This window comes from Sphingopyxis sp. H050, assembly GCF_001468265.1.
Classification (GTDB): Bacteria; Pseudomonadota; Alphaproteobacteria; order Sphingomonadales; family Sphingomonadaceae; genus Sphingopyxis.
This window is the reverse complement of the sequence record NZ_LNRZ01000003.1, coordinates 190,028-215,827: the sequence shown is the minus strand read 5'-3', so window position 1 is coordinate 215,827 and position 25,800 is coordinate 190,028. Positions and strand designations below refer to the sequence as shown.

The following is a 25,800-nucleotide window of genomic DNA, read 5'->3' as shown; positions in this document are numbered from 1 at the left end:
ATAATTCAACCGATAAGATTGACAAGTGACGCCACGGCGAAAGGGGCGAAAGCCACGACTGGCCGCGCGCAGTGCGGCGGACAGAGGGCGCGCACGGCCCAATCCGCAAGGCGAACGCATCTTATGGCTGTTTTCGGAAGAGGTGGATGCCCCGCGAGGATTCGAACCTCGATAGACGGAATCAGAATCCGTAGTCTTACCATTAGACGACGGGGCAAAGAGGCGGGCGCAATATGATTGCGCGGGCGCGCTGTCAAGGCTGCTGCGACGCGGCGCAACAGTCCGCTTGCTCTCCTCCATTTCGCCGCTAGCATCAGGCCATAACAAAAGGGGCCGCGCCCCGGCGCAGGGACCCCGAAGGAGGTTGGCTGATGCGTCATGTCGCGATCGTCGGGTCAGGCCCGGCGGGATATTATACGGCCGAAACGCTGCAAAAGGCCGAGGATATCGCGATCGACGTCATCGACCGGCTGCCCGTTCCCTATGGCCTGATCCGCACCGGCGTCGCCCCCGATCACCAGTCGATCAAGGCCGTGTCGCGCCGCTATGAGGGCGTCGCGCTTGCCGACAATGTCCGCTTTGTCGGCCACGTCTCGGTCGGCGCCGACGTCAGCATCGACGAACTGACCGGGCTCTACGACGCGGTGGTGCTCGCGACCGGCGCACCCAACGACCGGCCCCTCGACATTCCCGGCGCCGATCTGCCCGGCGTGATCGGCAGCGCCGCATTCGTCGGCTGGTACAACGGCCATCCCGATTTCTCCGGACTGAACCCGCCGCTGGACGCCCCCGGCGTCGCAGTGATCGGCAACGGCAATGTCGCGCTCGACGTCGCGCGCATCCTTGCCAAGACGCCGGCCGAATTCGCCGGCAGCGACATCGTGTCGCACGCCCGCGATGCGCTCGCGGAAAGCGCTGTCCGCCATATCCACATCCTCGGCCGCCGCGGTCCGCACCAGATCGCGATGACCCCGAAAGAACTCGGCGAGCTCGGCCATCTGGAACGCGCCAGCCCGCGCGTCGACCCCGCCGACCTGCCCGACGCGGGCGACGACGCGATGCTCGAACCCGGCATGCGCAAGTCGGTGACGCACCTTCGCCAGTTTGCGGCGAACCCGGTCGCCAAACCGGTGACGATCGACTTCGACTTCTTCGCGATGCCGGTCGGACTGGAGGGTGACGGAAGGGTGCAGCGCGTGATCGTCGAGCGCACGACGCTCGATGCCGATCTGCGCAGCCACGGCACCGGCGAGACCTATGCCATCGACGCGGGCCTCGTTATCAGCTGCATCGGCTATCAGACGCCGCCGATTCCCGGCGTGCCCTATGAGCACGGCCGCGGCCGCTTCGCGAGCGACGAAGGGCGGATCCTGCCCGGCCTCTATGCGGTCGGATGGGCGCGGCGCGGGCCGTCGGGGACGATCGGAACGAACAAGCCCGACGGCGCGCGGATCGCCGAGCTGGTGCTCGACGACATCGGGCGCGGGGCCGCGAAGGAAGGCCGGGCGGGACTCGACGCGCTGCTCGCCAGCCGCGACGTGACGCCCGTCACCTTCCGCGACTGGCGCAGGATCGAGGCGGCCGAGGTCGCCGCCGCGCTCGACGGGCGTCCGCGCGAGAAATTCACCAGCGTGGAGGCGATGCTCGCCGCGATCGGGCGGTGAGCCTGGACCCGTCAGGCATTCGGACGGCGCTGCGCTGGTTGCTGGCGCTCGCCTATGGCTATGCGGGCTATCGCCACCTCGTGACGCCGGCGCCCTTCGTCGCGATCACCCCGCCGTGGGTGCCGCAACCCGAACTGGTCGTGACGGCGACCGGCATCGCCGAACTGGCGGGCGCCGCCGGGCTGATGATCCCGCGCCTGCGCAAGGCGGCGGGCTGGGGCCTGGCGCTCTATGCGCTCTGCGTCTGGCCGGCCAACGTCCACCATGCGCTCGCGAATGTCGCCATCGACGGCGAGACGCTGAGCTGGTGGTATCACGGCCCGCGGCTTGCGCTGCAACCGGTCATCATCTGGTGGGCGCTGTGGGCCAGCGGCGCGACCGACTGGCCGTTTCGCCGCCGCTCCTGATCTTTATTTCGCGACCGGCGTTTCGATCGGCGGCTGGCCCTTCCGGCTCGCGGCATAGGCCTCGACCGCCTTCAGGACGCGGATCATGTTGCCGCTCGAAATCTTCTCGAGCTCGGCCTGCGTATAGCCGCGCCGCGCGAGTTCGGCGAACAGGCGCGGATAGCCGGCGACATCCTCCAGCCCGACCGGGGTCGCGTCCATCCCGTCATAATCGCCGCCGATCCCGATATGGTCGATCCCGATCGTCTTCTTCAGATGGTCGATATGGTCGGCCGCGATCCCGATCGGCGTCTGCGGCGCGGGGTTCGCCGCGTCCCATGCCTTCAGCGCCGCGGTCGCCGCATCGGGATTGCCGACATACAGCGCCTCGAGCCGCGCCTTTTCGGCGGTGCGCGACAGGCCATGCGCGCGCAGCTTGGGATCGAGGAAGGCGGCATAGAGCACGACCATCACGACGCCGCCATTGGCCTTCACCGCGGGCAGCACGCTGTCGGGGACGTTGCGCGGATGGTCGTTGACCGCGCGCACGCCCGAGTGGCTGAACATCACCGGCGCCTTCGACACCTCCAGCGCATCCTTCATCGTCGCTTCGCTGACGTGGCTGAGGTCCACGATCATGCCGAGGCGGTTCATTTCCTGCACCACCTGCCGCCCGAAATCGGTGAGCCCGTCATATTTCGGCGCATCGGTCGCGCTATCGGCCCACGGCGTGTTCTTGCTGTGCGTCAGGGTCATATAGCGCACGCCCATGCCGTAAAGCTCGCGCAGCACCGCGAGCGACGAGCCGATCGACTGGCCGCCCTCGGCGCCCAGCATGCCGGCGACCTTCCCAGCCTTCATCTGCCGTTCGAGTTCGGCCGAGGTCGACGCCAAGCCGAGATCGTTCGGATAACGCGCGATCAGCCTTTTCGCGACGTCGATCTGCTCGATCGTCTGCTGCACCGCCTGCTGCTCGTTGGTGTTCGACGGCACATAGACCGACCAGAATTGCGCCCCGACATGCCCCTTGCGCAGGCGCTGGATGTCGGTGTGCATCACACTTCCGTCGGGCTTGGCTTTGGTGGTGTCGTTGAAGTCGAAGGCGTTGATGACATTGCCGACGCTGCCCCGCAGCTCCCACGGCACGTCGTTATGCCCGTCGAAGATGGGCGCCTTCTTGAGCGCCGCCTCGGCGACCGCTTCGGGCGTCTTCTGGGCCAGCGCGGGGGTGGAAATAAGGGCGAAGGCGGCGAGGCCGGCGAGCAGGGTGGGCTTGTTCATGGCGCGCGACCTTAAGTGCTTGTTGCCGCAGCGCAAGCCCCGCTTGACGTTCCCGTCAACGCCGCGCAGCATCGCTCGCATGACAGCCTTCGACGACTGGCGCGCGCGCTCGCCTTATTATGACGAAACCCACGAAGCGCTGGCGCAAAGCGTCCGCCGCTTCGTCACCCGCGAGATCGCGCCGCATATCGACCGCTGGGAGGCCGAGGGCGAACTTCCGCGCGCGCTGCACAAGAAAGCTGCCGAGGCGGGTATCCTTGGCCTGCGCTATCCCGAGCAATATGGCGGGCACAGCGAGGGCTTCGACAATTTCCACGGCCTCGTGCTGACCGAGGAACTCGCCGCGGTCGGCGCGGGCGGGCTCGGCGCGTCGCTGATGACGCACGGCATCGGCCTGCCCCCCATCCTCGCGCTGGGTTCCGACGAGCTGAAACAGCGCATCGCGCCACCAGTATTGGCGGGCGACAAGATCATCGCCCTCGGCATCACCGAGGCGAGCGGCGGCAGCGATGTCGCCAACCTCAAGACGACGGCCGTCCGCGACGGCGACTCCTACGTGGTCAACGGCGGCAAGATGTTCATCACCAGCGGCATGCGCGCCGACTGGCTGACCTGCGCCGTCCGCACCGGCGGCCCCGGCGCGGCGGGCATCTCGCTGCTGCTGATCGACATGGACAGTCCCGGCGTCGAGCGGACGCGGCTCGACAAGATGGGCTGGCGCTGCAGCGACACCGCCGCGATCCATTTCGAGGGCGTCCGCGTCCCCGCCGAAAATCTGATCGGCCAGGAAAACGCCGGCTTCATCGGCATCATGCGCAATTTCAACAGCGAGCGGCTCGGCATGGCGATGGGCTGCTGCGCCTACGCCCGCGTCGCGATGGCCGAGGCCGCCGCATGGGCACAGCAGCGCGAGACGTTCGGCCAGCCGCTCGTCGGCCACCAGTCGATCCGCATCAAACTCGCCGACATGGAACGCCAGATCGAGGCAACGCAGGCCTGGGTCGACCTCTGCGCCTGGCAGGTGAAAGAGGGCAAGGACCGCCCCGCCGACTTCGCGATGCTGAAGGTGCAGGCGACGCGCATGCTGGAAGCCGTCGCGCGCGAAGCCGCCCAAATCCTCGGCGGCGCGAGCTACATCACCGGCAGCAAGGTCGAGCGGATCTACCGCGAAGTCCGCGTCAACGCGATCGGCGGCGGCAGCGAGGAAATCATGCTCGATCTGGCGGGGCGGCAATTGTTTGGAGGAAAGAAGTGAACGAGATCGCCCGAAGCTGGCCCGCCGAGGCCGAAACCCTCCTCCCCGACCTCGTCGACCTTCGCCGCGCCATCCACCGCGAGCCCGAGCTTGGCCTGCAGAACCCCAGGACGCTGGCGAAGATCAAGGCCGCCCTTGCCGGCCTGCCGCTCGAGTTTCGCGAGGGGCCGTCGACGACCGGGCTCGTCGCAATCCTCCGCGGCCCCGCGAACGGGCGCACCGTGCTGCTGCGCGGCGATATGGACGCGCTGCCTTTGCTCGAGGAAACCGGGCTCGATTTCTCCTCGGAGATCAGCGGGGCGATGCACGCGTGCGGGCACGACACGCATGTCGCGATGCTCGTCGGCGCAGCGAAGCTGCTGTGCGCCGCCCGCGACCGCCTGCCCGGTACGGTGATCTTCATGTTTCAGCCGGGCGAGGAGGGCCATCACGGCGCGCGCTTCATGCTGGGTGACGGGATCATCGACCCGCTGCCCGATGCGGCCTTCGCGCTCCACGTCATGCCCAACGCGCCGCACGGGATTTTTGCGGGGCGCGCGGGGCCGCTGCTCGCGTCATCCGATGTTCTCTCGATCACGGTCAAGGGTGCCGGCGGTCATGCGTCGATGCCGCATGACGCCGTCGATCCGATCCCCGTCGCCTGCGCGATCGTCACCGCGATTCAGACGATGGTGACGCGCCGCATCTCGGTCTTCGATCCCGCCGTGGTCACCATCGCCAAGATCGCCGCGGGGACGACGAACAATATCATCCCCGAGACCGCCGAGATGCTCGGCACGATCCGCACCCTGTCGCCCGAACGCCGCGCGATGGTCGCGCGCGAATTGAAGCGCCTCGCCCCCGCGATCGCCGAGGCGCACGGCTGCACCGCCGAGGTGCAGATCGACGAGGGCTTCCCCGTCACCATCTGCGATGCTCGCGCGGTCGCTTTCGGCCAGGCGGTCGTCGAGGAGACCTTCGGCGAAGAGGCTTGGCTGACGATGGACAATCCGGTGATGGGCGCCGAGGATTTCTCCTATGTGCTCGAAAAAGTTCCCGGCGCAATGTTCTGGCTCGGCGCGAGCGAGGCGGGCAGCGACTGGCGCCAATGCTGCGGCCTGCACAGCAACCATATGGTGCTCGACGAAAAGGTGATGGCGCGCGGCGCCGCCCTCCACGCCGCCTTGGCCGAACGCTTTTTGAACGAAGGATTCAACACATGATCAACATTCTCGGCGCGATTCTTTCGGGCCTGATCATCGGCGCGCTCGCGCGCTTCTTCTATCCCGGCGCGGTGCAGATGGGCTGGATCGCGACGATCCTGCTCGGCATCGGCGGCTCGCTGCTTGCCGGGCTGGTAACGACACGCGGCGTCCGCGGCGAATTCCACCGCGCGGGCTGCCTGGCGTCGGTCATCGGCGCGATCGTGCTGATCTTCGTCGGACGGCTTTTGGGCGTGGGCGGTTAGGAAGAATGTCTCACGCAAAGGCGCGAAGGCGCAAAGAAGAAGACCTTAGCCACGATGGTTGTTGGCGATGCGACGAACGCCTTCTTTAAAAGTTTCGCCGCCGAAATTAATCAATAGCCCAAGGGGCAAATTCAATAGACGCAGATAGGTCAAAACCTGCTTGCCGTGGAGCGGCGAAAGCCGCTCGACGGATTTCAGCTCGATCAACAGGCATTTTTCGATGAGCAAATCGGCGCGAAAGCCTTCTGGCAATTCCACTCCATCGTATCGAATAGGAATGGGGGCCTGTCTCTCAACGAGCAGGCCGCGCCGCGTCAATTGATCAGACAATATCGCTTCATAAACCGATTCCAGAAGCCCCGGCCCCAGGTTCTTGTGAAGGTGAAATCCGCAATCGACGACGATGCTCGCCAAACCCTCAATATCCAACGCTCACCCCTTCTTCGCGCCTTTGCGCCTTTGCGTGAGATATTCTTATTTACCAACCTCACGGCACCAGCACCGTATCGACCGCCTCCGGCAACAGCGCCGGATAGTCGAGCGTATAGTGCAGCCCGCGGCTTTCCTTGCGGTGCAGCGCGCTCTTCACGATCAGGTCGGCGCATTGGAGGAGGTTGCGGAGCTCGATCAGGTCGGTCGTGACGCGGAAATGGCCGTAATAATCCTCGACCTCGCCGGTCAGCAGGCGGATGCGGTGCTGCGCGCGTTCCAGCCTTTTGGTCGTACGCACGATGCCGACATAATTCCACATGAAGCGGCGGATTTCGGTCCAGTTCTGCTTGATGATCACCTCTTCGTCGGAGTCGGTCACCCGGCTTTCGTCCCACGCGCGGATCGCGGGCGGCGGTTCGAGCTGGTCCCAGCGCGCGATGATGTCCTTTGCCGCCGCCTCGCCGAAGACGAAGCATTCGAGCAGGCTGTTCGACGCGAGGCGGTTCGCGCCGTGCAGCCCGCTCTCGGTGCATTCGCCCGCGGCGTAGAGACCGGGCAGATCGGTACGGCCGGCGAGGTCGATCAGGATGCCGCCGCAGGTATAATGCTGCGCGGGCACCACCGGAATCGGCTGCTTGGTCATGTCGATGCCGAGCGTCAGCAGCTTGTCGTAGATGTTGGGGAAATGCCCGGCGACGAAATCGGGGTCGAGGTGGCTGATGTCGAGATGGACATAATCGAGCCCGAAGCGCTTGATCTGGTCGTCGTTCGCGCGCGCCACGACATCGCGCGGGGCCAGCTCGGCCCGCGCGTCATAATCGGGCATATAGCGGTACCCGGTGACGGGGTGCTTCAATATGCCGCCCTCGCCGCGCACCGCCTCGGTGATCAGGAAATTCTTGACGTCGAGATTGTAGAGGCAGGTCGGGTGGAACTGCATCATCTCCATGTTCGAGACGCGGCAGCCCGCGCGCCACGCCATCGCGATGCCGTCCCCGGTCGCGCCGCGCGGCGCCGTCGAGAATTGATAGACGCGCCCCGCCCCGCCGCTCGCGAGGATCGTCGCGCGGCCGACATGCGCGTGAACCGTGCCGCTCTTCTCGTCGAGCGCATAGACGCCCCACACGCGGCCCGAGCCCGAATAGCGCTCCTCGTGCCGCCCGGTGATCAGGTCGATGCACGCCTGTCCGGGAAGCAAGGTGATGTTCGGATGCGCCTCGGCGGTCTTCAAGAGCGCCGCCTGCACCGCCCAACCGGTCGCATCGTCGACATGCACGATGCGGCGGTGGGAATGGCCGCCCTCGCGGGTGAGGTGCAACGCCTCTGCTTCCTTGTTGAAGGGCACGCCCATTTCGATCAGCCGCAGAATCGCATGCGGCGCATTCTCGACGACGAACTCGACCGTCTCGCGGCGGTTGAGCCCCGCGCCCGCGACCATCGTGTCGTCGATATGATTTTCGAACGTGTCGCCCGCGTCGAGCACCGCGGCGATGCCGCCCTGCGCCCAGGCGGTCGATCCGCCGGTGAGCTCGCCCTTGGCGAGGACGAGGACCTTGCAATGGTCGGCAAGCGCGATCGCGGCGGTCAGCCCGGCCGCGCCCGATCCCACGATGATGACGTCGTATTCACTCATGCCGCCTCTGTTGCACAGCATCGCGCCGCATGACAGGGGGATCGCAGTCGTAGGTCACGGGAATTTATCGGTATGTACGAAGCGAAACTTGGTCGGCGCGCGCTGCTTGCCGGACTGGCGTCGCTGCCGCTTGCCGCTTGCGCGCATCGCATGCCGGCCCGCGACCGCCGCAGCCTGGACGTTGCGACCTTCAACATCTGGCACGACGCGGGCGGGCAATGGCCGAAGCGGCGGCCGCTGCTCGTCGCGGCGCTCCGCAGCGCCGACGCCGACGTCATCGCGCTCGAAGAGGTGCTGGAGGACGCGGACAAGGGCCTGCCCAATCAGGCGGTCACGATCGCGCGCGACCTCCGCTATCCTGAAACCCATTTCGTCGCCCCGGACCCGGAGGGCGCGCCCAAGCGCTTCGGCAATGCGATCCTGACGCGGCTGCCGGTGATCGAGGTCGCGCGGCGCAAGCTCGCGCCGCTGTCGGACTATCGCACCGCGATCCGCGTCCGCGTGCGAACGGCAAGCGGCCCGGTCGACGTCGTCGCGACGCATCTCGCCTGGCAGCCCGAGGCCGCCGCGGTGCGCGCCGAACAGATCGCCGACCTGCTCGCCTGGCTGCCTGCCGACGGTACGCCGCTGGTCGTGATGGGCGACTTCAACGCCCCGCTCGACGATCCCGGGCTCGCGGCGCTGGGACCGCCGCGCTTTGTATCGGCGCTGCCGCCCGGCGCCGCAGCGACGACGCTGAACCCCGCCCGCGGCCACGCGCCGCGCGTGATTGACCATGTCTTTGCCGACTCGGCGCACTTCGCAGTCGCTGGCGCGCAGGTCATCGGCCGTGAGCAAGTGGACGGCGAATATCCGTCCGACCATTTCGGCGTCGCGGCGCGCCTGACGCGGCGCTGAGGTTCAGGCGGCGCTGCGCGTCAGGTTGAGGAATACATCCTCCAGGTCGGCCTCGCGCGTCGAAACGTCGACGATGCCGTGCCCCATCGCATTGACCGCGGCGAGCACCTCGCCCGCGTTCATGCGGTCCTTGTTGTAACTGATCGCAAGGCTGCGCTCGCCCTCGCGCTCGACCTTCTCGAACGCCGGATGCGCCGGCAGTACCGTGACGTCGGCGTCGAGGGTCACGACGACGATTTTTTCGCGCGCCATGTCGACGAGTTCGCGCGTCGGCTTGTTCGCGATCAACCGGCCATGGTTGATGATCGCGATCCGGTCGCACAGCTCCTCGGCCTCTTCCAGATAGTGCGTCGTCAGCACCACGGTGACGCCGCGGTCGTTGAGGCTTTGCACATATTCCCAGAGCTGCTGGCGCAGTTCGATATCGACCCCCGCGGTCGGCTCGTCGAGGACGATGATCGGCGGCGAATGGACCATCGCCTTCGCCACCAGCAGCCGCCGCTTCATCCCGCCCGACAGGGTGCGGGCATAGGCGTCGCGCTTGTCGCTCAAATGCACGGCCGCGAGCAGCGCGTCCGAGATGCGCTTGTCCTTCGGCACGCCATAGAGGCCCGCCTGATTCTCGAGCGTCTCGAACGGGGTGAAGAAGGGATCGAAGACGATCTCCTGCGGCACGATGCCGATCGAATATTTGGCGTTGCGCGGGTCGGCGTCGATGTCGAAGCCCCAGATACTCGCGCTGCCGCTCGTCTTGTTGACCAGCCCGGCCAGGATATTGATCAGCGTCGACTTGCCGGCGCCGTTGGGGCCCAGCAGCCCGAAGATCTGCCCGCGAGGCACGTCGAAGCTGACATTGTCGAGCGCCTGCTTGCCCCCGGCATAGATTTTGGAGACGGCGTCGATGCGGATGGCGGCTTCGGTCATGGCCGCCTCATAGCCGCGTGGCTTCGCGGGCGAAAGTCGCGATTGGCTGATAAGCGCTGCGTTAACGCTAAATTGGAAACTCGCCGCTATCAGCAGTCCTCGTGAGGACCAGCCACATCTTTCGCCCGCTGCGTGCGCAGCGCGGCCCAGCCGCCATTGCGCTCCTGCTCGCGTCGTTCGCCGCATCGCCGGCGCTTGCGCAAAATGCGACGCAGGGCGAGGCCGAAGTCATCGTGCTTCGCCCGCTCAGTTTCTTCAAGGTCAACGACCTCGATTTCGGCAGCATCATCGCCTCGGGAACCGCGGGAACGGTGCGGCTGCAACCCGACGGGACGCGCACGCGCACCGGCGGCGCGACGCTCGCCGGCAACGATGGCGAGCCCGCGCGCTTCGCCGGGCTCGGCACCCCGAACCGCCAGGTGAATATCTCGCTCGGCGCCAATTCGATCTTCATCACCGGGCCGGGTACGCGGATGCGCGTGCGCGATTTCGAGATCGGCAGCACGCCGACTGCGATCCTGTCGACCACCCCGACGCGCTTCACGATAACGAGCGCGCTCGGCAACTATAACTTCCCGGTCGGCGCGACGCTCGAGGTCGGCGCGAACCAGACGCCCGGCGATTACAGCGGCACCTTCACGATCACGCTGAATTACCTCTGACAGGCGATTGCGGGCGGGCATCGCGCTTGCTAAAGGCGCGTCGATGACCCAGCCCGCCCCCCCGCCCGAGACGATCCGCACGCCCAAGACCCGCATCGCCTGCGACGGCACCGGCGACGGCCTTGCCGACGCCGCGCTCGGCCATCCGCGCGTGTGGCTCGAGATCGATCCCGACGAGGGCTTTGCCGACTGCGGCTATTGCGACCGGCGCTTCATCCTCGTCGGCGGGGTTGCCGACCACGGCTAAAGCTTAAGCGCGCCTTTACCATCCCCGCGCATCATCGATTCATGCCCCGACCCTAGAAGGCTGTTCCAGACAGGAGCAGAATCGTGGGGATTCGAGGGACCAGTTATCCGCGAGCGGCGCTCCGCCGCCTCGCCGTCGCCGCTGCTGCGGTAGGCGCCCTCGCGGGCGCTCCCGCCTTTGCCGCGAACACGACCGGGACGTCGAGCGCGGTCGTCGTGCGCCCGAACACCCTCGTAAAGGTCGACGATCTCGATTTCGGCACCATCGCGACCAGTCCGGCCGCGGGCACCGTCACGGTCAGCCCCGCGACCGGGGCGCGCTCGGGCAGCGGCGGGGTCACGCTCGTCGGCGCGGCTTCACAGCGCGCGATGTTCCAGGGCACCGGCGGGCTGCTGTTCATCACGGTCACCGGCGACAACAATGTCACGCTGACCCGCGCGGGCGGGGGCGGCACGATGACCGCCAGCCTGGTCCGCGCGATCACCACCAGCGGCGGCGGGGTCAGCATCCTCGGCTCCTCGGCGACCTTGCTGCCCAGCGGCGTGCAGACCTATTATGTCGGCGGCACGCTCAACGTCGGCGCCAACCAGGCGCCCGGCGATTACAGCGGCACCTTCACGCTCACCGTCAATTATCTCTGAACGCTGGCGCCGCGGCGCGCGCGTGCCTATATCGGGCCCATGACGAGCCCCACCGACCCCCGCCGCTTCCTCTACCGCGCCGATGCGCTCAACCCCGATCTGGCGCAGAAGCTTGCGCGCGAAGCGCTCGCCAAGGCCGACGACGGCGAGCTGTACCTGCAATATCGCGCGACCGAGAGCTTCGGTTTCGACGACGGCCGCCTCAAGACCGCCGACTATTCGACCGACGCCGGTTTCGGCCTGCGCGCGGTCTCGGGCGAGATGACCGGCTTCGCGCATGCCAGCGACGTCAGCGCCGGCGCGATCCGCCGCGCAGCCGAGACGTTGGCCTTGCTCGACCCCGCGACGCAGGCGCCGGCCGGCCCGCCGCCGCGCACCAACCGCCATCTCTATGACGAGGCGAACCCGCTCGACCTCATCCCCTTCGCGAAGAAGGTCGAGCTGTGCCAGAAGGTCGACGCCGCCGCGCGCGCGCGCGATCCGCGCGTCGTGCAGGTCTCGGTCGCGCTCGCGGGCAGCTGGTCGGTGGTCGAGATCGTCCGCGCCGACGGCTTCCTCGCGACCGACATCCGCCCGCTCGTCCGCCTCAACGTCTCGATCGTGGTCGAGGAGAATGGCCGCCGTGAGAGCGGCTATTTCGGGCTCGGCGGCCGCTACATGTACGACCATCTGTTCGAGGAGGCGCAGTGGAACCGCGCGATCGACGAGGCGCTGAGTCAGGCGCTCGTCAACCTCCGCGCCGTCGACGCGCCCGCGGGCGAATTCACCGTGCTGCTCGGCCCCGGCTGGCCCGGGGTGCTGCTGCATGAAGCGGTGGGCCACGGGCTCGAGGGCGATTTCAACCGCAAGGGCACCAGCGCCTTTTCGGGCCGCATCGGGCAGCGCGTCGCCGCCCCCGGCGTGACGGTGGTCGACGACGGCGCGATGGAAAGCCCGGTCGGCGGCGGCCGCCGCGGCTCGCTCAGCATCGACGACGAGGGCACCCCGACCGGCGAGACGATCCTGATCGAGGACGGCATCCTCAAGGGCTATATGCAGGACCGCCTCAACGCGCGGCTGATGGGGGTCGAACCCACCGGCAACGGCCGCCGCGAAAGCTTCGCGCATGCGCCGATGCCGCGAATGACCAACACCTTCATGCGCGGCGGCAACGACGATCCCGCCGAGCTGCTATCCCGCGTCAAGACCGGCATCTTCGCCAAAAGCTTCGGCGGCGGCCAGGTCGACATCGTGTCGGGCAAATTCGTCTTCAGCTGCACCGAGGCGTACAAGATCGAGAACGGCAAATTGGGCGACTCGATCAAGGGCGCGACGCTGATCGGCGACGGACCGAGCGTGCTGACCAAGGTCATGGGCATCGGCAATGACATGGCGATCGACGAAGGCATCGGCATCTGCGGCAAGGGCGGCCAGAGCGTCCCCGCCGGCGTCGGCCAGCCGACCCTGCTGGTCAGCGGACTGACCGTCGGCGGGACGGCGTAACCCGATATCGTCGTGCCGGGCTCGACCCGGCATCCATCACGCCAGCGGCGCGGCCATGGACCCCGGATCAAGTCCGCGGTGACGATCGTGGTGCGCGCCTGTGACCCCGCTCACTTGGCGCAGCGCATTTCCGCGCCTATACCCCCTTCAAACACAATAAGAATTGGGCCGCATCGTCATCCGCGAGGGACACCCCTCGCAACAGGGAGGATTTCATGCGTTCGAGTCTGCGTTTCGCTTCCATTGCCGCCGTCACCGCGATGCTCGCCGCCGTTCCCGGATCGGCGCAAAAGTCGACCGGCCCCAAGGAACGCTATGAAATGGACGTCGCGACCATGTCGGGCTTCGCCGCCATGGGCGGCGGAAAGGGTGGCTTCGGCGGCGCGCTCAGCATGGCGTTCGGCGGCGATCCGAACAGCAAGGTCGCCTATCAATTGCTCCTCCGCCTCGGCTCCGACCAGTCGCCGACCGCGCCGCCGCCGAAGGGCGATCATTTCTTCCTGCCGCAGGCCAAGCTCGGCAAGTCGGTGCCGCTGATCGCGCCGGAGCGTAAGGAGGGCACCTATCCGACCGAGTTCGAGCGCCCCAAGGGCCGCCTGCTCCTCTATTGGGGTTGCGGCGCCAAGGCCGGACCCGGCCAGCCGGTCGTGATCGATTTCGCCAAGGTCGCCGCAGGGCAGGTTCCGCCGAACCTCTTCTCCACCGTCGTGCCGGTGATCCGCGAGGTCAGCCAGTCGAACAGCAAATCCTATGTCGACTGGCCGAACAGCAAGGGCGGCAAGCAGCCGGGACCGGGCTCGTCGCTGCTCGGCGCGCACCGCGTCGCGAGCAATATAGGCTCGGACATCAACTTCACGCTGGCGCAGGATTATATGCAGGGTCTCAGCGCCTCGACCGCGATCCAGCCCGACCAGTCGGTGATCGTCCGCTGGAACGCCGTGCCGAACGCGACCGGCTATGTCGCGTGGACCATCGGCGGAATGGGCAATGGCGGCGGCAAGAACGACGTCGGCGACATCGTGTGGTGGACCAGCAGCGCGTCGAAGGAATTCGGCGGCGGCCTGTGGGACTGGCTGCCGCCCTCGGTCGTCGCGAACCTGATCGCCAGGAAGATCGTGATGCCGCCGTCGCAGACGAGCTGCCAGATCCCCGCCGAGGTCAAGAAGGCGTCGGGCGAGATGCTGCTCGGCAATTTGAACGCTTTCGGTCCCGAGGCGAATTTCTCCTATCCGCCGAAGCCCGCGGGCAATGCGGTGTGGAACATCGACTGGACCGCCAAGGTCCGCTTCCGCTCGCACACGATGTTGCTTGTCGGCGCCGATTTCGGCGGCATGGGCGGCTCCAGCGGCGGCGCCACCCCGGCCGAGCCCGAGAAGAAGAAAAAGTGCAAGGGCCCGCTCGGTATTCCGCTGCCGACCTGCTGAGCGGCGGCATTCCGCCGCGAGTCATTCACGGTTCATCGGTTTTGATGTATAAGGCGCGCGGGTAGGGTTAGCTCAGACAGGAGTCGCATCATGCGTCCGATAATGTTTACGATCCTCTCCGCCGCCATTCTCGCGGCCGCTCCCGCCGCCACGGCGCGCGAAAAGCTCGATCCCGAAGCGCAGCTTGCCAAGCTGCTCGAAGGCCGCGTCGCCGGCAAGCCGCAGGACTGCATCTCGCTTTACAGCGCCGGCAGCTCGCAGATCATCGACAAGACCGCGATCGTGTATAAATCGGGCGGCACCTATTGGGTCAACCGCCCGCGCGGCGGCGCCTCGTCGCTCGACGACGACGATATTCTGGTGACCAAAACGACCGGCAGCCAGCTGTGCAGCATCGACCCCGTCCAGCTGCACGACCGCACGAGCCATATGTACAGCGGCTTCGTGTCGCTCGGCGAATTCGTGCCGTATCGCAAGCCCAAGGCCGAATAGTCTGAGCGCAGATTTGGTGCTGCTTCACTAAATTCATGCGTCATCCCGGCGCAGGGCGTGTGGAGGCGCGTGACTCCACACGCCCTGCGCCGGGATGACCTTATAAATGGGCGACAGACTTGTCCGAAACCGAACCCTCGCCCCCCCCCGCCGATTGGGCGCGCCAGCTTCTGACCTTCTGGTTCGACGAACATGGCTTCGACGACTGGTACGGCGGCGGGCCGGACTTCGATGCCGAGGTCCGCGCGCTCGCCGCCGACTGGCACGGGGCGTTGCGCGCTTTCCCCGCGGACCATTTCCTGACCGATCCCGACACCGCGCTCGCGGCGGCGATCCTGTTCGACCAGGTGCCGCGCAACATCCACCGCGATCATGCCGAGGCCTTCGCGACCGACGACCTGGCGCGCGCCATCGCGCGCGGAATCGTCGCGCACGGCTGGGACCGGACCTATGCCGAAGAACGCCGCCAGTTCGCCTATCTGCCCTTCGAACATAGCGAGGATATCGCCGACCAGCGCGAATCGCTGCGCCTGATGGCGACGCTCGCCGATCCGCGCTCGCTCGACTATGCGAAGAAGCATTTCGACATCATCGACCGCTTCGGCCGCTTTCCGCACCGCAACGCCGCGCTCGGCCGCGCCTCCCGCGCGGGCGAGGCCGCGGCGATAGAAGAGGGCAAGGATTGGTGATAGGCACCGGGCGGGACGGAGAGCAAAGATGGCCGATTTCACCAACACGCTGACCGACAAGCATATCGCTTTCATCGAAAAGCAGCCGATCTATTTCACTGCGACGGCCGCCGTCGATGCGCGGATCAACCTGTCCCCCAAAGGCTATGCCGACAGCTTCCGCGTCCTTTCCGAACGCCAGGTCGCCTATCTCGACCTCGGCGGATCGGGAAACGAGACGCACGCGCATCTCGCCGCCGACGGGCGGATCACGATCATGTTCTGCGCCTTCGACCGCACCGCGCTGATCCTGCGCATCTACGGCCGCGGCCGCCCCGTGCTGCCGCAGGATGCCGAATGGGACGCGCTTGCGGCCCATTTCAACTTGCTTCCCGGCACGCGCCAGATCTTCGTCATCGACATCGAAAGCGTGCAAACGAGCTGCGGCTGGGGCGTTCCGATGATGGAGTTGAGCCACGAACGCGATACGCTGCAAAAATATCACCGCCAGGCCGACCCCGAGCTGTGGGTCGAGAAATTCCAGGGACGCACCCGGAGCATCGACGGCCTGCCGACACGACCGACCGACCGGTTCATTACCGGCTGATGGCGCTCGTCGAACTGGTGCGGCTGCCCAACGGGGCGGAAGCCGAACTGCTGCGCGGCCGCCTCGAAAGCGCGGGCGTGCACGCGGTGTGCTTCGACTCGGGCATGAATATCGCCGAGAGCGTCGGACTGTTGATCCCGGTACGGGTGATGGTGCTCGACGAGGATCTGGCCGAGGCGCGGGCCTTGCTGGCGGAGTTCGGTATCGGCTGAATTTGCAACCCAACCCCTCCCCCGTTCGTCCTGAGCTTGTCGAAGGACCGTTTTTTCTTTGAAAAAAGAAAGGACAGTGCTTCGACAAGCTCAGCACCAACGGAATAAAAGGGCAGCGCAAGACTCTCCCATGATCAAGGTCGCCAGTTACAATATGCGCAAGGGCATCGGGCTCGACCGCCGCCGCGACCCCGGGCGGGTGCTGTCGGTGCTGGGCGAACTCGACGCCGATATCGTCGCCTTGCAGGAGGCCGACCGCCGCTTCGGCACCCGCGCGAGCGCGATTCCGCCGCATATGCTCGCCGAACATAGCGACTATGTCCCCGTCACCCTCACCGACCGCCCGCACAGCATCGGCTGGCACGGCAATGCGCTGCTCGTGCGCAAGGGGATCGAGGTCGAGGAAAGCCACGCGCTGCACCTGCCGATGCTCGAGCCGCGCGGCGCGGTCGCCGCGACGCTGCGCGTCGGCGATACGCGGCTGCGCGTCGTCGGCATGCATCTCGACATCTCGGGCCTCCGGCGGCGGCAACAGGCGCGCGCGATCCTGCATCATGTCGCCGCGGGCGAGCCGTTGCCGACGATCCTGATGGGCGACTGCAACGAATGGCGGAACCAGGGCGGCTGCCTCGCCGATTTCGGCGCGCACCACCATCTCGTCGACACCGGCCACAGCTTCCACAGCCGCCGCCCGGTGGCCAAGCTCGACCGCATCTTCGCCTCGCCGCATTTCGAGGCGGTCGAGGCCGGCGTCCACAAGAGCGCGCTCGCCGCGCGCGCGTCGGACCATCTGCCGATCTGGGCGCGCTTCAAGGCGATATAATGCCTAAAATTTAGGCAAGGCACTGCCTCGCCTGCCTAGCGAACGCACGATCCTGTGCGTTGGCGCGCCAAAAACCGTCACAAAATGTTAACTTTTGCGGACCCCGCGCAATCTGGCACGGCTGTTGCACCGCAACATCGTGCCATAAGCAAAAGGGGGCAACATGAAGCTGATCCTGGCTATCATCAAACCGTTCAAGCTCGACGAGGTGCGCGAAGCGCTCACCGGGCTGGGCATCGCCGGCATGACCGTGACCGAGGTCAAGGGGTTCGGCCGGCAAAAGGGGCAGACCGAGATTTATCGCGGCGCCGAATATGCAACCAACATGGTCCCGAAGGTGAAGATCGAGCTCGTCTGCGACGATGCGCTCGCGCCGCGGGTCGTGGAAACGCTTCAGCAAAGCGCCGGAACCGGGTCGATCGGCGATGGCAAGATTTTCGTCCTCGACGTGGGTCAGGCCGTGCGCATCCGCACCGGCGAGACCGGCGAGGCGGCTCTCTAATGACGAAGGGGGAAAATATGACGTTCGCAAACAAGATTGCGGCGAGCGCGGGGGCCGCCGGCCTGTCGCTGTTCGCCGCGCTGCCCGTATGGGCGCAGGAAGCGGCGACCGCCGTCGCGGCGCCTGCCGCGCCGGCCGCCGAGGCGGCGGCGCCCGCCCCGTTCGTGCCGACCGCCGAGATGGTCAACAAGGGCGACGTGGCCTGGATGCTCGTCGCCTCGGCGCTGGTGCTGATGATGTCGGTGCCCGCGCTGGCGCTCTTCTATGGCGGCCTCGTGCGCGCCAAGAACATGCTGTCGGTGCTGATGCAGGTGCTGACGATCGTCTGCGTCGCGGCGCTCGTCTGGTTCAGCTGGGGCTATTCGATGGCCTTCACCTCGACCGGCACGCCCTTCCCGTCGCTGTTCGGCGGCTTGGACAAGGCCTTCCTCGCCGGCGTCGATGTCAACACCTTCGCGGCGACCTTCTCGAACGGGGTGTACCTCCCCGAATATGTCTTCGTGATCTTCCAGATGACCTTTGCCTGCATCACGCCGGCGCTGATCGTCGGGGCGTTCGCGGAGCGCGTCAAGTTCACGCCGCTGATCATCTTCACGGTGCTGTGGCTGACCTTCGCCTATTTCCCGATCGCGCACATGGTGTGGTACTGGGCGGGCCCGGACTTCCTGCACGCCGCGCCGACCGACTATGGCCTGCTGTGGGGCTGGGGCGCGCTCGACTTCGCGGGTGGCACCGTCGTCCACATCAACGCGGGCATCGCCGGCCTGGTCGGCTGCCTCGTGATCGGTCCGCGCCTCGGCTACAACACCGAACCGATGCCGCCGCACAATCTGGTCATGACGATGATCGGCGCCTCCTTGCTGTGGATCGGCTGGTTCGGCTTCAACGCCGGCTCGGGTCTCGAAGCCAACGCCTTCGGCGCGCTCGCCTTCATCAACACCCTCGTCGCCACCGCGGCCGCGGGTGCAACGTGGGCAATCATCGAGCAGATCATCCACAAGAAGCCCTCGCTCCTCGGCGGCGTCTCGGGCGTCGTCGCCGGCCTCGTCGCGATCACCCCGGCGGCGGGCTTCGCCCACCCCGGCACCGCGATCATCCTCGGCGCGGTCGCCTCGCTGGTCTGCTTCTTCTTCGTCACCACGGTGAAGAAGAAACTTAAATATGACGACTCGCTCGACGTGTTCGGCATCCACGCGGTCGGCGGCATCGTCGGCGCGATCGGCACCGGCTTCGTCGCCAACCCGGCGTGGGGCGGTCAGGGCTGGATCGATTACACCGCGCCCGTCGCCAAGGCCGGCGAATTCGACCTGGTGGGCCAGGTGACGACGCAGATCTGGGCCGTCGGCACCACTGTGCTGTGGACCGGCGTGGTCAGCGCGGTCCTGTTCCTCGGCCTTAAATACACCATCGGCCTGCGCCCGTCGAAGGACGTCGAGCAGGAAGGGCTCGACCTCGCAGAGCACGGCGAGCGCGCCTACAACTTATAACGAGACAGGATACCCGCCGCCGCTCTCTCTCCTCTTTCAAACGGCGGCGGGGTCCTACCGGGGTTCCTCCTGCGAACCACTGGCCGGCCATTCATTGGCCGGCCTTTTTTTGTCCCGGCAGTTCATTGGCCGGCCTCCTTTTTGAGACCCGGCCACCCTTGGACAGCATCTTTCGACCGTGTCCCGGATGCAACAGCTGCCGGTCATTTTTTGCGCCCCGATTCGCCCCCCATTGCCTTGGACTCGTCAAAAGCGCACACGTCACCGCCAGGGGGCAATCATAGCCCCGCGCCCAAGAGGAGGACGAGATCCGATGCATGTACGCATTTCTTTGCTGGCGGGGCTTTCGACGCTCGCGCTGGCCATCACCACCCCTGCCATCGCCCAAAGCGCCGCGGACGAGGATGAAGGCAACATCATCATCGTGACCGCGACGAAGCGCGACGCGAATCTGCAGGACATTCCCTTTTCGATCAACGCGCAGACCGCCGAGGACATCCAGAAGTCCGGCGCGGTGACGCTCGAAGACCTGTCGCGCAACGTCGCCGGCCTTTCGGTGCAAAACCTCGGGCCGGGTCAGAGCCAAGTCTCGGTGCGCGGCGTGTCCGCGGGACAGGTCGTCCGCGACCAACCGGGCGTCAAGGAGCAGGTCGGCGTCTATCTCGACGAAAGCGTGATCTCGCTTTCGCTGTTCACCCCCGACCTCGACCTCTTCGATCTGAACCGCGTCGAAACGCTGCGCGGGCCGCAGGGCACGCTGTTCGGTTCGGGTTCGGTCGGCGGCACGATCCGCTACATCACCAACCAGCCGAAGCTCGGCGTCACCGAGGGCACGGTCGAGGGCAACATCAACCTGGTCGACGGCGACGATATCGGCGGCCATCTGAAAGGCGCGGTCAATGTGCCCATCGGCGACAAGGCGGCGGTACGCGCGGTCGGCTATTACACGCGCTACGGCGGCTTCATCAACGCGATCGGACCGGCGGGCGGCGACGACGTCAACAGCGGCGAACGCTATGGCGGGCGCATCGCCCTCACCCTCGAGCCGAGCGACAATTTCTCGATCACCCCGCGCATCGTCTATCAGAAGGTCAAGGCCGACGGCTTCAACCGGCAGGAGATCTACAATCTCTACGCCAACCCCTATACGACGACGCGTCCCGCGGTGACCTTCGACGAGCGCCAGCAATATCTGCTGCTGCGCGAAGGGTTCGAGGACGAAACGCTGATCGCCGACCTCAAGATCGACGTCGGCCTCGGCGGAGCGAAACTGACCTCGGTGACGAGCTATATCAACCGCGACATCCTGGTCAGCCGCGACGCGAGCGCGCTGACCGGGTCGGTGTCGGTCGACCTCGGCTATCCGGCCGCCGGCGTGCTGCTCCCGTCGAATCTCGTCGATACCACCGATCTTGAAACCTGGACGCAGGAAGCGCGCATCGCGTCGGACAACGACAGTCCGTTCCAGTGGGTGCTCGGCGCCTTTTATTCGAAGATCGACCGTGTCTATGCGCAGCGGCTGCCGACCCCAGGCTATGACGCGGTGACCGACGCCACGCTCGGCGCCGGCACCTCGGCGGCGACGCGCAACGGCTTCCCCGCCAACTCGCCGTACAACGCCGACCTGCCCTATGACATCAAGCAGTTCGCGATCTTCGGCGAGGTCAGCTACGACATTAGCGACGCGCTCACCGCGACCGCCGGCGGCCGCTATTACGATTTCAAGGAAACGCGCAGCTTCAAATCGGGGGGGCTCTTCTCGAACCTCGACAACCGCACCGACAGCACCAAATCGAGCGGCTTCACCCCGCGCTTCCTGCTGTCCTACGACGTCAGCGAGGATGTCTCGATCAATGCGCAGGCGTCGAAGGGCTTCCGCCTCGGCGGCGTCAACGATCCGCTCAACCTGCCGCTTTGCTCGCCGGGCGACGCCGCCCTGTTCGGCGGCTTCCAGGACTATGACGACGAAACGCTGTGGAATTACGAGCTCGGCGTCAAATCGCAGGGCCGCGGCTTCACCTTCAACGCCGCTGGCTTCTACAACGACATCCGCAACTTGCAGGTCACGCTCGATGCGGGCACCTGTTCGTCGCGCATCGTCTTCAACGTGCCAAAGGCGCATTCGATGGGCGTCGAGTTCGAGCTTGGGCTGTCGCCCGCCGACGGCCTCGACCTGAACCTGTCGGGCAGCCTGATCGAGGCCGAATTCGACACCACTTTGCCCGGGGCGCTGACCACGGCGACGGGCATCCGCGACGGCAATCGCCTGCCGTCGGTGCCGAAGTTCCAGCTCTCGGCCTCGGGCAGCTATGAATTCCCGGTCAGCGACACGGCGAAGGCGTATGTGGGCGCGTCGTTCCAGCATGTCGGCGCACGCTACACCCAGCCCGCGGATCAGGAGAACAACCCGCGCACCTTCGTCCACGGCCTGCCCTTCGGCGGCGCACCGGCGGGGGCATCGACGACGGTCGATCTCGAACTACCCGACTATCAACTCGTCAACCTCAGCGCCGGGGTCGATTTCGATAATGGACTGTCGCTGATCGCTTATGTCAACAATCTGTTCGACGAAAATGCGCTGCTCTCGTTCGACCGCGAACGCGGCGGTCGCGCGCGCCTCGGCTATTCGGTCGGACAGCCGCGGACCTTCGGGATCACCGCGCGCAAGACGTTCTAAGGAGCCGAGGGAGCGGGTTTTTGCCGCGAAAATCCGCTCCCGAAACTGCACAAAAGACTGCACAATTTTTAGGCGCGAGTGCCGCAATTTTAGCCTTCACAACATGACATTAATGTGGCATTCATTGCGTCAACAGTTTCAGGAGGGGAGAGCCTGAAAGGCTGGGCCGGGACGAAAGTCCCGGCCCTCTTTTTTTGAGCGCAGCGGGTGCGAATCTCGAAAACCCGGACCTTTCAGCCTCTTGGGTGGCGATAGCGCAGCGGGCGAAGACACGCCAGCTGCCGTCAGGCTGCAGAACCGAATCGCTGACAAGCATCGTTCCGCGCCTTCGGGGACATGGGCCGAGCGCCCGATCTCGACGTCGGCGCTGGCCCTATGTTGTCCAACATCTTGCGCCATCGACGCCGCACGAAGGCGCCGGAATGACGAGGGGGTTGGGTCGCGCTAACCCAAGGCCGCCCGTACAAAATCCGCCGCACGCTCACCGATCATGATGCTTGGCGCGTTGGTGTTGCCGCTGACCAGCCGCGGCATGATGCTCGCGTCGGCGACCCACAGTCCCTCGATACCATTCACCTTCAGCGTCGGGTCGACCACAGCCGCGGCGTCGCTCCCCATCCGGCACGTGCCGACGGGGTGATAGACGGTGTCGGCGCGGCTGCGGATCAGCGCGTCGAGCGCGGCGTCGTCATCGATGTCCACCGGATGCCGGTCGACGCCCGCATAGTGCGAAAGCGGCGGCGCGCCGACGATGCGGTGCATCATCCGAACGCCCGCCCGCAGCGTCGCGATATCGCGATCGTCGGTCAGGAAGCCCGGATCGATGACCGGCGCCGCGGCGGCATCGGCAGAGGCGAGCATCACCGACCCGCGGCTCTCGGGTCGCAGCACGCAGGCATGGATCGAAAAGCCATGCCCCTTCACCTTCGTGCGCCCATGATCCTCAAGCATCGCGGGGACGAAATGATATTGCACGTCGGGCGCGGGCAGATCGGGGCGCGATTTCCAGAAGCCGCCCGCCTCGGCGAAGCAGGTCGTCATGATCCCCGTGCGTTTCGTGCGATGCTCGAGGATCGCCTTCACCATCCGCCATGTCCCGGCCAGGCTGTGGCCGAGCGGATCGGTCGAGCGCGTCTCCCAGCTCGACACATAGTCGATATGGTCCTGCAGATCGGCGCCCACCGCCGCGCGATCGGCGACCACGTCGATCCCCTTGTCCTTGAGATGCGCCGCGGGCCCGATCCCCGACAGCATCAATATCTGCGGGCTGTTGAACGCCCCCGCCGACAGGATCACCCCGCCGCGCGCCTTGAGCGTCTCGCGCCGCGATCCGCGCCGGATCACCACGCCGGTCGCGCGGCCGTTCTCGACGAGGATCTTCTCGACCAGCGCGCCGGTTCGCACCGCGAAATTGGCCTTCTCGCGCAGCGGCTCGACATAGGCGCGCGCCGCCGACCAGCGTTCGCCCGCCTTCTGCGTCACCTGATAGAGGCCGAAGCCCTCATTGTTCGGCTTGTTGAAATCGCCGGTGCGCGGCAGTTGCAGCGCCGCGGCGCTCTCGACGAAGCGCTTGCTCGTTACATTCGGCCAGCGCTGGTCCATGACATGGAGCGGCCCGTCGGCGCCGTGATAGTCGTCGGCCCCGCGCTCGTTGCCCTCGGCGCGTTTGAAATAGGGCAGCACATCGGCGTAGCTCCAGCCCGTCGCGCCGAGCGAGGCCCACTGGTCGTAATCGAACGCATGGCCGCGAATATAGACCATCGCGTTGATCGCGCTCGACCCGCCGAGCCCGCGCCCGCGCGGCTGATAGCCGGTCCGGCCATTGAGCCCCGGCTGCGGCACCGTCTCGTACCGATAGTTCGACGATTTGGGGATGAAGGGCATAAATCCCGGCGTCTTGACCCGCACCGTATCGTTGCGCCCGCCAGCCTCGATCAGGCAGACGCTGCGCGATCCATCTTCGGCAAGCCGTCCCGCCGCCGCGCTGCCGCCGCTGCCTCCGCCGATAACGATGATGTCGAACTGATCCATGCGACTCTCCCTCGCGCCGCCTACGGCGGTCGCCCGGGTGCTTACATGAATGTCATTAGCGGGAGTGGCAAGAAAAACACGTCGTCCCCGCGAAGGCGGGGACCGATGCCGTCCTTGCCCTTCATCGCTAAGCAAACCAATGGCGGCCCCCGCCTTCGCGGGGGCGACGACATGCCTACTCCGCCGGCCCCTCTACAGGTCCCCCGGCCGCCCAGCACTCCTTGATCATCGCACTCGTCGCGCGGCTGCCATCGTGGCTCCAGCCGGGCTCGCGCCACATATAGGAAAGCTTGTGCCGCCACGGGGCGTGCCAGACGTCCTTCGCGATCCCGACCCACTCATGAACCGCGGCCCACAGGATGTTGAAGCTGCCGAGTTGCTTGACGATGCCGTAGCGCACCGGCTCGTCGTCGCGTTCGGCGACGAAGCTGCCGAACATCTTGTCCCAGATGATGAAGACCCCGGCATAATTGGCGTCGAGATAGCGCGGGTTCACGCCGTGGTGGACGCGGTGGTGCGACGGGGTGTTCATCACCGCCTCGAACCAGCGCGGCAACCGCCGGATCGCCTCGGTATGGATCCAGAACTGATAGATCAGGTTGAGGCCTGCACAGAAGAAGACCATCGCGGGCGGAAAGCCGATCAGGAACAGCGGCAGGCGGAACAGGAAGGTCAGGCTGAAAAAGCCCGTCCATGTCTGCCGCAGCGCGGTCGACAGATTATAGTGCTGCGAACTGTGGTGGATGACATGGCTCGCCCAGAACCAGCGCACGCGATGCGCACTGCGGTGGAAGGCGTAATAGGCGAGATCGTCGAGGAAGAAGCAGAGGATCCACGCCCACCACCAACGGCTGAATTCGATCCCGATGTCGAACAGGCGGAACTGATAGACCCACACCGACATCGCGATCACCGCGGCGCCGACGAAGGCGCCCGCGACCTGACTCCCCGTACCGAGCATAAGCGAGGTGAGCGTGTCGCGCGCCTCGTAGCGGCTCTTGTCGGCGCGCAGCGAGATGATCATCTCGGCGATCAGCAGCAGGATGAAGGCGGGAACCGCATAGGTGACCGGATCGGGCAGCTTATCCACAATTCAGATCCCGCATGCGCGATGCCCACATCCCCGCCTCTTTTCCCAATTTGAGCGTTACCGCGCCGAAGGTCTTCTCCGGCATCGTCAGCGTCAGAAATTCCTTGTCGAGGCGCCCCATCACCGCCGCATCGACCGGCCGCGCCGCAAAATGATTGCCGTGCGCGCGCACGAGCATCATCCGCCCCTCGGCATTGCGGACGATCGCCGCGAAGCCCGCATGGTCGCGCGCGACCTCGACGCCCTTGAACCCCGCCTCGGCCTCTTCGGCGAGACGGATTGCATGGGCCGCATCCTCGATCCGCGGGTCGGCGCCGAGCCCCAGCTTCCCGACCAGCCAGGCGACGAACAGGACCGCGACCAGCGACAGGCCGAGCTGGATCAGTTCCGCCTGATTCATTTTTCGCCGGCGAGCGCGTCGAGCATCGGACGCAGGCCCGTCAGGTCATAGCCTGCCTTCGCCGCCGCATCGACGATCTCGCCCACATCGTCGCCCGCGCGCGCGCGCGTCAGCGCCCACAGATGGGTCGAGCGCGTGCCCGAGCGGCAATAAGCGAGGATCGGTCCAGTCGCATCGCCGAGCAATTTGTCGAGCGCGTCGATCTGCGCATGGCTGAACCCCGAATGGCCGATCGGGATCGCGGCATAGGCGAGCCCTTCGGCCGCTGCGGCGTGGGCGATGTCGGGCCCCTGCGGCGCCGACGGTTCCTCGCCGTCGGGGCGGTTGTTGACGATCATCGCAAAGCCCTGCGCCTTGGCCTCGGCAACATCCTCGATGCTGATCTGCGGGGCGACGCTGAAGCCGGCGGAGAGGTGTCTGAAATCGCTCATGAGAG

27 protein-coding genes and 1 tRNA gene are annotated in these 25,800 nt (G+C 66.3%); 19 read left to right on the top strand and 9 right to left on the bottom strand.

Features of this window, described 5'->3' with window-relative positions:
- Window positions 1-143: 143 nt before the first annotated feature.
- A tRNA-Gln gene (locus ATE67_RS07250) sits at window positions 144-217 on the bottom strand.
- A 154-nt stretch (window positions 218-371) separates the two neighbouring features.
- Between ATE67_RS07250 and ATE67_RS07245 the strand changes: the two genes are divergently transcribed.
- Both ATE67_RS07245 and ATE67_RS07240 read left to right on the top strand, forming a co-directional pair.
- Window positions 372-1,664: an FAD-dependent oxidoreductase gene (locus ATE67_RS07245; protein ID WP_058816065.1), complete on the top strand. Its 1,293-nt coding sequence runs from the start codon at window positions 372-374 to the stop codon at window positions 1,662-1,664.
- A 2-nt stretch (window positions 1,665-1,666) separates the two neighbouring features.
- Window positions 1,667-2,071 carry a DoxX family protein gene (locus ATE67_RS07240; protein ID WP_443028749.1) on the top strand — a complete coding sequence of 135 codons (405 nt, stop codon included), beginning with the start codon at window positions 1,667-1,669 and terminating at the stop codon, window positions 2,069-2,071.
- A 3-nt stretch (window positions 2,072-2,074) separates the two neighbouring features.
- Here the strand turns inward: ATE67_RS07240 and ATE67_RS07235 are convergent, their stop codons facing one another.
- Window positions 2,075-3,331 (bottom strand): dipeptidase, encoded by a 1,257-nt coding sequence (locus tag ATE67_RS07235; protein WP_058816064.1) that lies wholly within the window; start codon window positions 3,329-3,331, stop codon window positions 2,075-2,077.
- 79 nt (window positions 3,332-3,410) lie between these two features.
- Here ATE67_RS07235 and ATE67_RS07230 point away from each other — a divergent pair, with 79 nt between their 5' ends.
- From ATE67_RS07230 to ATE67_RS07220, 3 genes are read left to right on the top strand one after another with little or no spacing between them, the layout of a single operon-like run.
- Window positions 3,411-4,586, top strand: coding sequence for an acyl-CoA dehydrogenase family protein (locus tag ATE67_RS07230; protein ID WP_058816398.1), 1,176 nt, complete (start codon window positions 3,411-3,413; stop codon window positions 4,584-4,586).
- 5 nt (window positions 4,587-4,591) lie between these two features.
- Window positions 4,592-5,788, top strand: a complete 1,197-nt coding sequence (locus ATE67_RS07225) for a M20 metallopeptidase family protein (RefSeq protein WP_058816397.1) — start codon at window positions 4,592-4,594, stop codon at window positions 5,786-5,788.
- Complete coding sequence (locus tag ATE67_RS07220) at window positions 5,785-6,033, top strand: GlsB/YeaQ/YmgE family stress response membrane protein (RefSeq protein ID WP_058816063.1); 249 nt, start codon at window positions 5,785-5,787, stop codon at window positions 6,031-6,033. Before ATE67_RS07225 ends, ATE67_RS07220 begins: the two co-directional genes overlap by 4 nt.
- A gap of 45 nt (window positions 6,034-6,078) precedes the next feature.
- Here the strand turns inward: ATE67_RS07220 and ATE67_RS07215 are convergent, their stop codons facing one another.
- Together ATE67_RS07215 and nadB are read right to left on the bottom strand one after the other, a co-directional pair.
- On the bottom strand, window positions 6,079-6,462 hold the full coding sequence (locus ATE67_RS07215; RefSeq protein ID WP_058816062.1) for a GxxExxY protein: 384 nt from the start codon (window positions 6,460-6,462) through the stop codon (window positions 6,079-6,081).
- A gap of 58 nt (window positions 6,463-6,520) precedes the next feature.
- Complete coding sequence (nadB, locus tag ATE67_RS07210; protein WP_082660249.1) at window positions 6,521-8,098, bottom strand: L-aspartate oxidase; 1,578 nt, start codon at window positions 8,096-8,098, stop codon at window positions 6,521-6,523.
- 72 nt (window positions 8,099-8,170) lie between these two features.
- On the opposite strand from nadB, the gene ATE67_RS07205 reads away from it, so the two are divergent.
- Window positions 8,171-8,995, top strand: a complete 825-nt coding sequence (locus tag ATE67_RS07205; RefSeq protein WP_058816060.1) for an endonuclease/exonuclease/phosphatase family protein — start codon at window positions 8,171-8,173, stop codon at window positions 8,993-8,995.
- Between the two features lie 3 nt (window positions 8,996-8,998).
- On the opposite strand, the gene ATE67_RS07200 is transcribed toward ATE67_RS07205, so the two are convergent.
- Window positions 8,999-9,919, bottom strand: a complete 921-nt coding sequence (locus ATE67_RS07200; RefSeq protein WP_058816059.1) for an ABC transporter ATP-binding protein — start codon at window positions 9,917-9,919, stop codon at window positions 8,999-9,001.
- A 101-nt stretch (window positions 9,920-10,020) separates the two neighbouring features.
- On the opposite strand from ATE67_RS07200, the gene ATE67_RS07195 reads away from it, so the two are divergent.
- From ATE67_RS07195 to ATE67_RS07135, 13 genes are all read left to right on the top strand, one after another.
- On the top strand, window positions 10,021-10,581 hold the full coding sequence (locus tag ATE67_RS07195; protein ID WP_058816058.1) for a DUF4402 domain-containing protein: 561 nt from the start codon (window positions 10,021-10,023) through the stop codon (window positions 10,579-10,581).
- A gap of 43 nt (window positions 10,582-10,624) precedes the next feature.
- On the top strand, window positions 10,625-10,828 hold the full coding sequence (locus ATE67_RS07190; RefSeq protein WP_058816396.1) for a zinc-finger domain-containing protein: 204 nt from the start codon (window positions 10,625-10,627) through the stop codon (window positions 10,826-10,828).
- 83 nt (window positions 10,829-10,911) lie between these two features.
- Window positions 10,912-11,469 carry a DUF4402 domain-containing protein gene (locus ATE67_RS07185; RefSeq protein WP_058816057.1) on the top strand — a complete coding sequence of 186 codons (558 nt, stop codon included), beginning with the start codon at window positions 10,912-10,914 and terminating at the stop codon, window positions 11,467-11,469.
- 39 nt (window positions 11,470-11,508) lie between these two features.
- Entirely contained in the window at window positions 11,509-12,951 is a 1,443-nt protein-coding gene (tldD, locus tag ATE67_RS07180; RefSeq protein ID WP_058816056.1) for a metalloprotease TldD, read from the top strand.
- 215 nt (window positions 12,952-13,166) lie between these two features.
- Window positions 13,167-14,375 carry a hypothetical protein gene (locus ATE67_RS07175; RefSeq protein ID WP_058816055.1) on the top strand — a complete coding sequence of 403 codons (1,209 nt, stop codon included), beginning with the start codon at window positions 13,167-13,169 and terminating at the stop codon, window positions 14,373-14,375.
- Window positions 14,376-14,465: 90 nt separating this feature from the next.
- A complete protein-coding gene (locus ATE67_RS07170; protein WP_058816054.1) occupies window positions 14,466-14,867 on the top strand; it encodes a hypothetical protein in 402 nt (133 codons plus the stop codon).
- A 119-nt stretch (window positions 14,868-14,986) separates the two neighbouring features.
- Window positions 14,987-15,556, top strand: a complete 570-nt coding sequence (locus ATE67_RS07165) for a DUF924 family protein (RefSeq protein ID WP_058816053.1) — start codon at window positions 14,987-14,989, stop codon at window positions 15,554-15,556.
- Between the two features lie 28 nt (window positions 15,557-15,584).
- A complete protein-coding gene (locus ATE67_RS07160; RefSeq protein WP_058816052.1) occupies window positions 15,585-16,142 on the top strand; it encodes a pyridoxamine 5'-phosphate oxidase family protein in 558 nt (185 codons plus the stop codon).
- Complete coding sequence (locus ATE67_RS07155) at window positions 16,142-16,354, top strand: putative signal transducing protein (protein ID WP_058816051.1); 213 nt, start codon at window positions 16,142-16,144, stop codon at window positions 16,352-16,354. The genes ATE67_RS07160 and ATE67_RS07155 overlap by 1 nt, the downstream gene beginning before the upstream one ends.
- Before the next feature lie 130 nt (window positions 16,355-16,484).
- Window positions 16,485-17,177 (top strand): endonuclease/exonuclease/phosphatase family protein, encoded by a 693-nt coding sequence (locus ATE67_RS07150; protein WP_058816050.1) that lies wholly within the window; start codon window positions 16,485-16,487, stop codon window positions 17,175-17,177.
- A gap of 163 nt (window positions 17,178-17,340) precedes the next feature.
- Window positions 17,341-17,679 (top strand): P-II family nitrogen regulator, encoded by a 339-nt coding sequence (locus ATE67_RS07145; protein ID WP_003043080.1) that lies wholly within the window; start codon window positions 17,341-17,343, stop codon window positions 17,677-17,679.
- 17 nt (window positions 17,680-17,696) lie between these two features.
- Window positions 17,697-19,166: an ammonium transporter gene (locus tag ATE67_RS07140; protein WP_058816395.1), complete on the top strand. Its 1,470-nt coding sequence runs from the start codon at window positions 17,697-17,699 to the stop codon at window positions 19,164-19,166.
- 313 nt (window positions 19,167-19,479) lie between these two features.
- The gene (locus tag ATE67_RS07135) at window positions 19,480-21,843 is read left to right on the top strand and encodes a TonB-dependent receptor (RefSeq protein WP_058816049.1); all 2,364 of its coding nucleotides are present in this window, start codon (window positions 19,480-19,482) and stop codon (window positions 21,841-21,843) included.
- A gap of 444 nt (window positions 21,844-22,287) precedes the next feature.
- Here the strand turns inward: ATE67_RS07135 and ATE67_RS07130 are convergent, their stop codons facing one another.
- The 4 genes from ATE67_RS07130 to ATE67_RS07115 form a co-directional block, all read right to left on the bottom strand.
- The gene (locus tag ATE67_RS07130) at window positions 22,288-23,874 is read right to left on the bottom strand and encodes a GMC family oxidoreductase (RefSeq protein ID WP_058816048.1); all 1,587 of its coding nucleotides are present in this window, start codon (window positions 23,872-23,874) and stop codon (window positions 22,288-22,290) included.
- Between the two features lie 175 nt (window positions 23,875-24,049).
- Window positions 24,050-24,964: a sterol desaturase family protein gene (locus tag ATE67_RS07125; RefSeq protein ID WP_058816047.1), complete on the bottom strand. Its 915-nt coding sequence runs from the start codon at window positions 24,962-24,964 to the stop codon at window positions 24,050-24,052.
- Window positions 24,957-25,364: a hypothetical protein gene (locus ATE67_RS07120; RefSeq protein ID WP_058816046.1), complete on the bottom strand. Its 408-nt coding sequence runs from the start codon at window positions 25,362-25,364 to the stop codon at window positions 24,957-24,959. Before ATE67_RS07120 ends, ATE67_RS07125 begins: the two co-directional genes overlap by 8 nt.
- The gene (locus tag ATE67_RS07115; protein ID WP_058816045.1) at window positions 25,361-25,795 is read right to left on the bottom strand and encodes a TIGR01244 family sulfur transferase; all 435 of its coding nucleotides are present in this window, start codon (window positions 25,793-25,795) and stop codon (window positions 25,361-25,363) included. The genes ATE67_RS07120 and ATE67_RS07115 overlap by 4 nt, the downstream gene beginning before the upstream one ends.
- Between the last annotated feature and the right edge of the window lie 5 nt (window positions 25,796-25,800).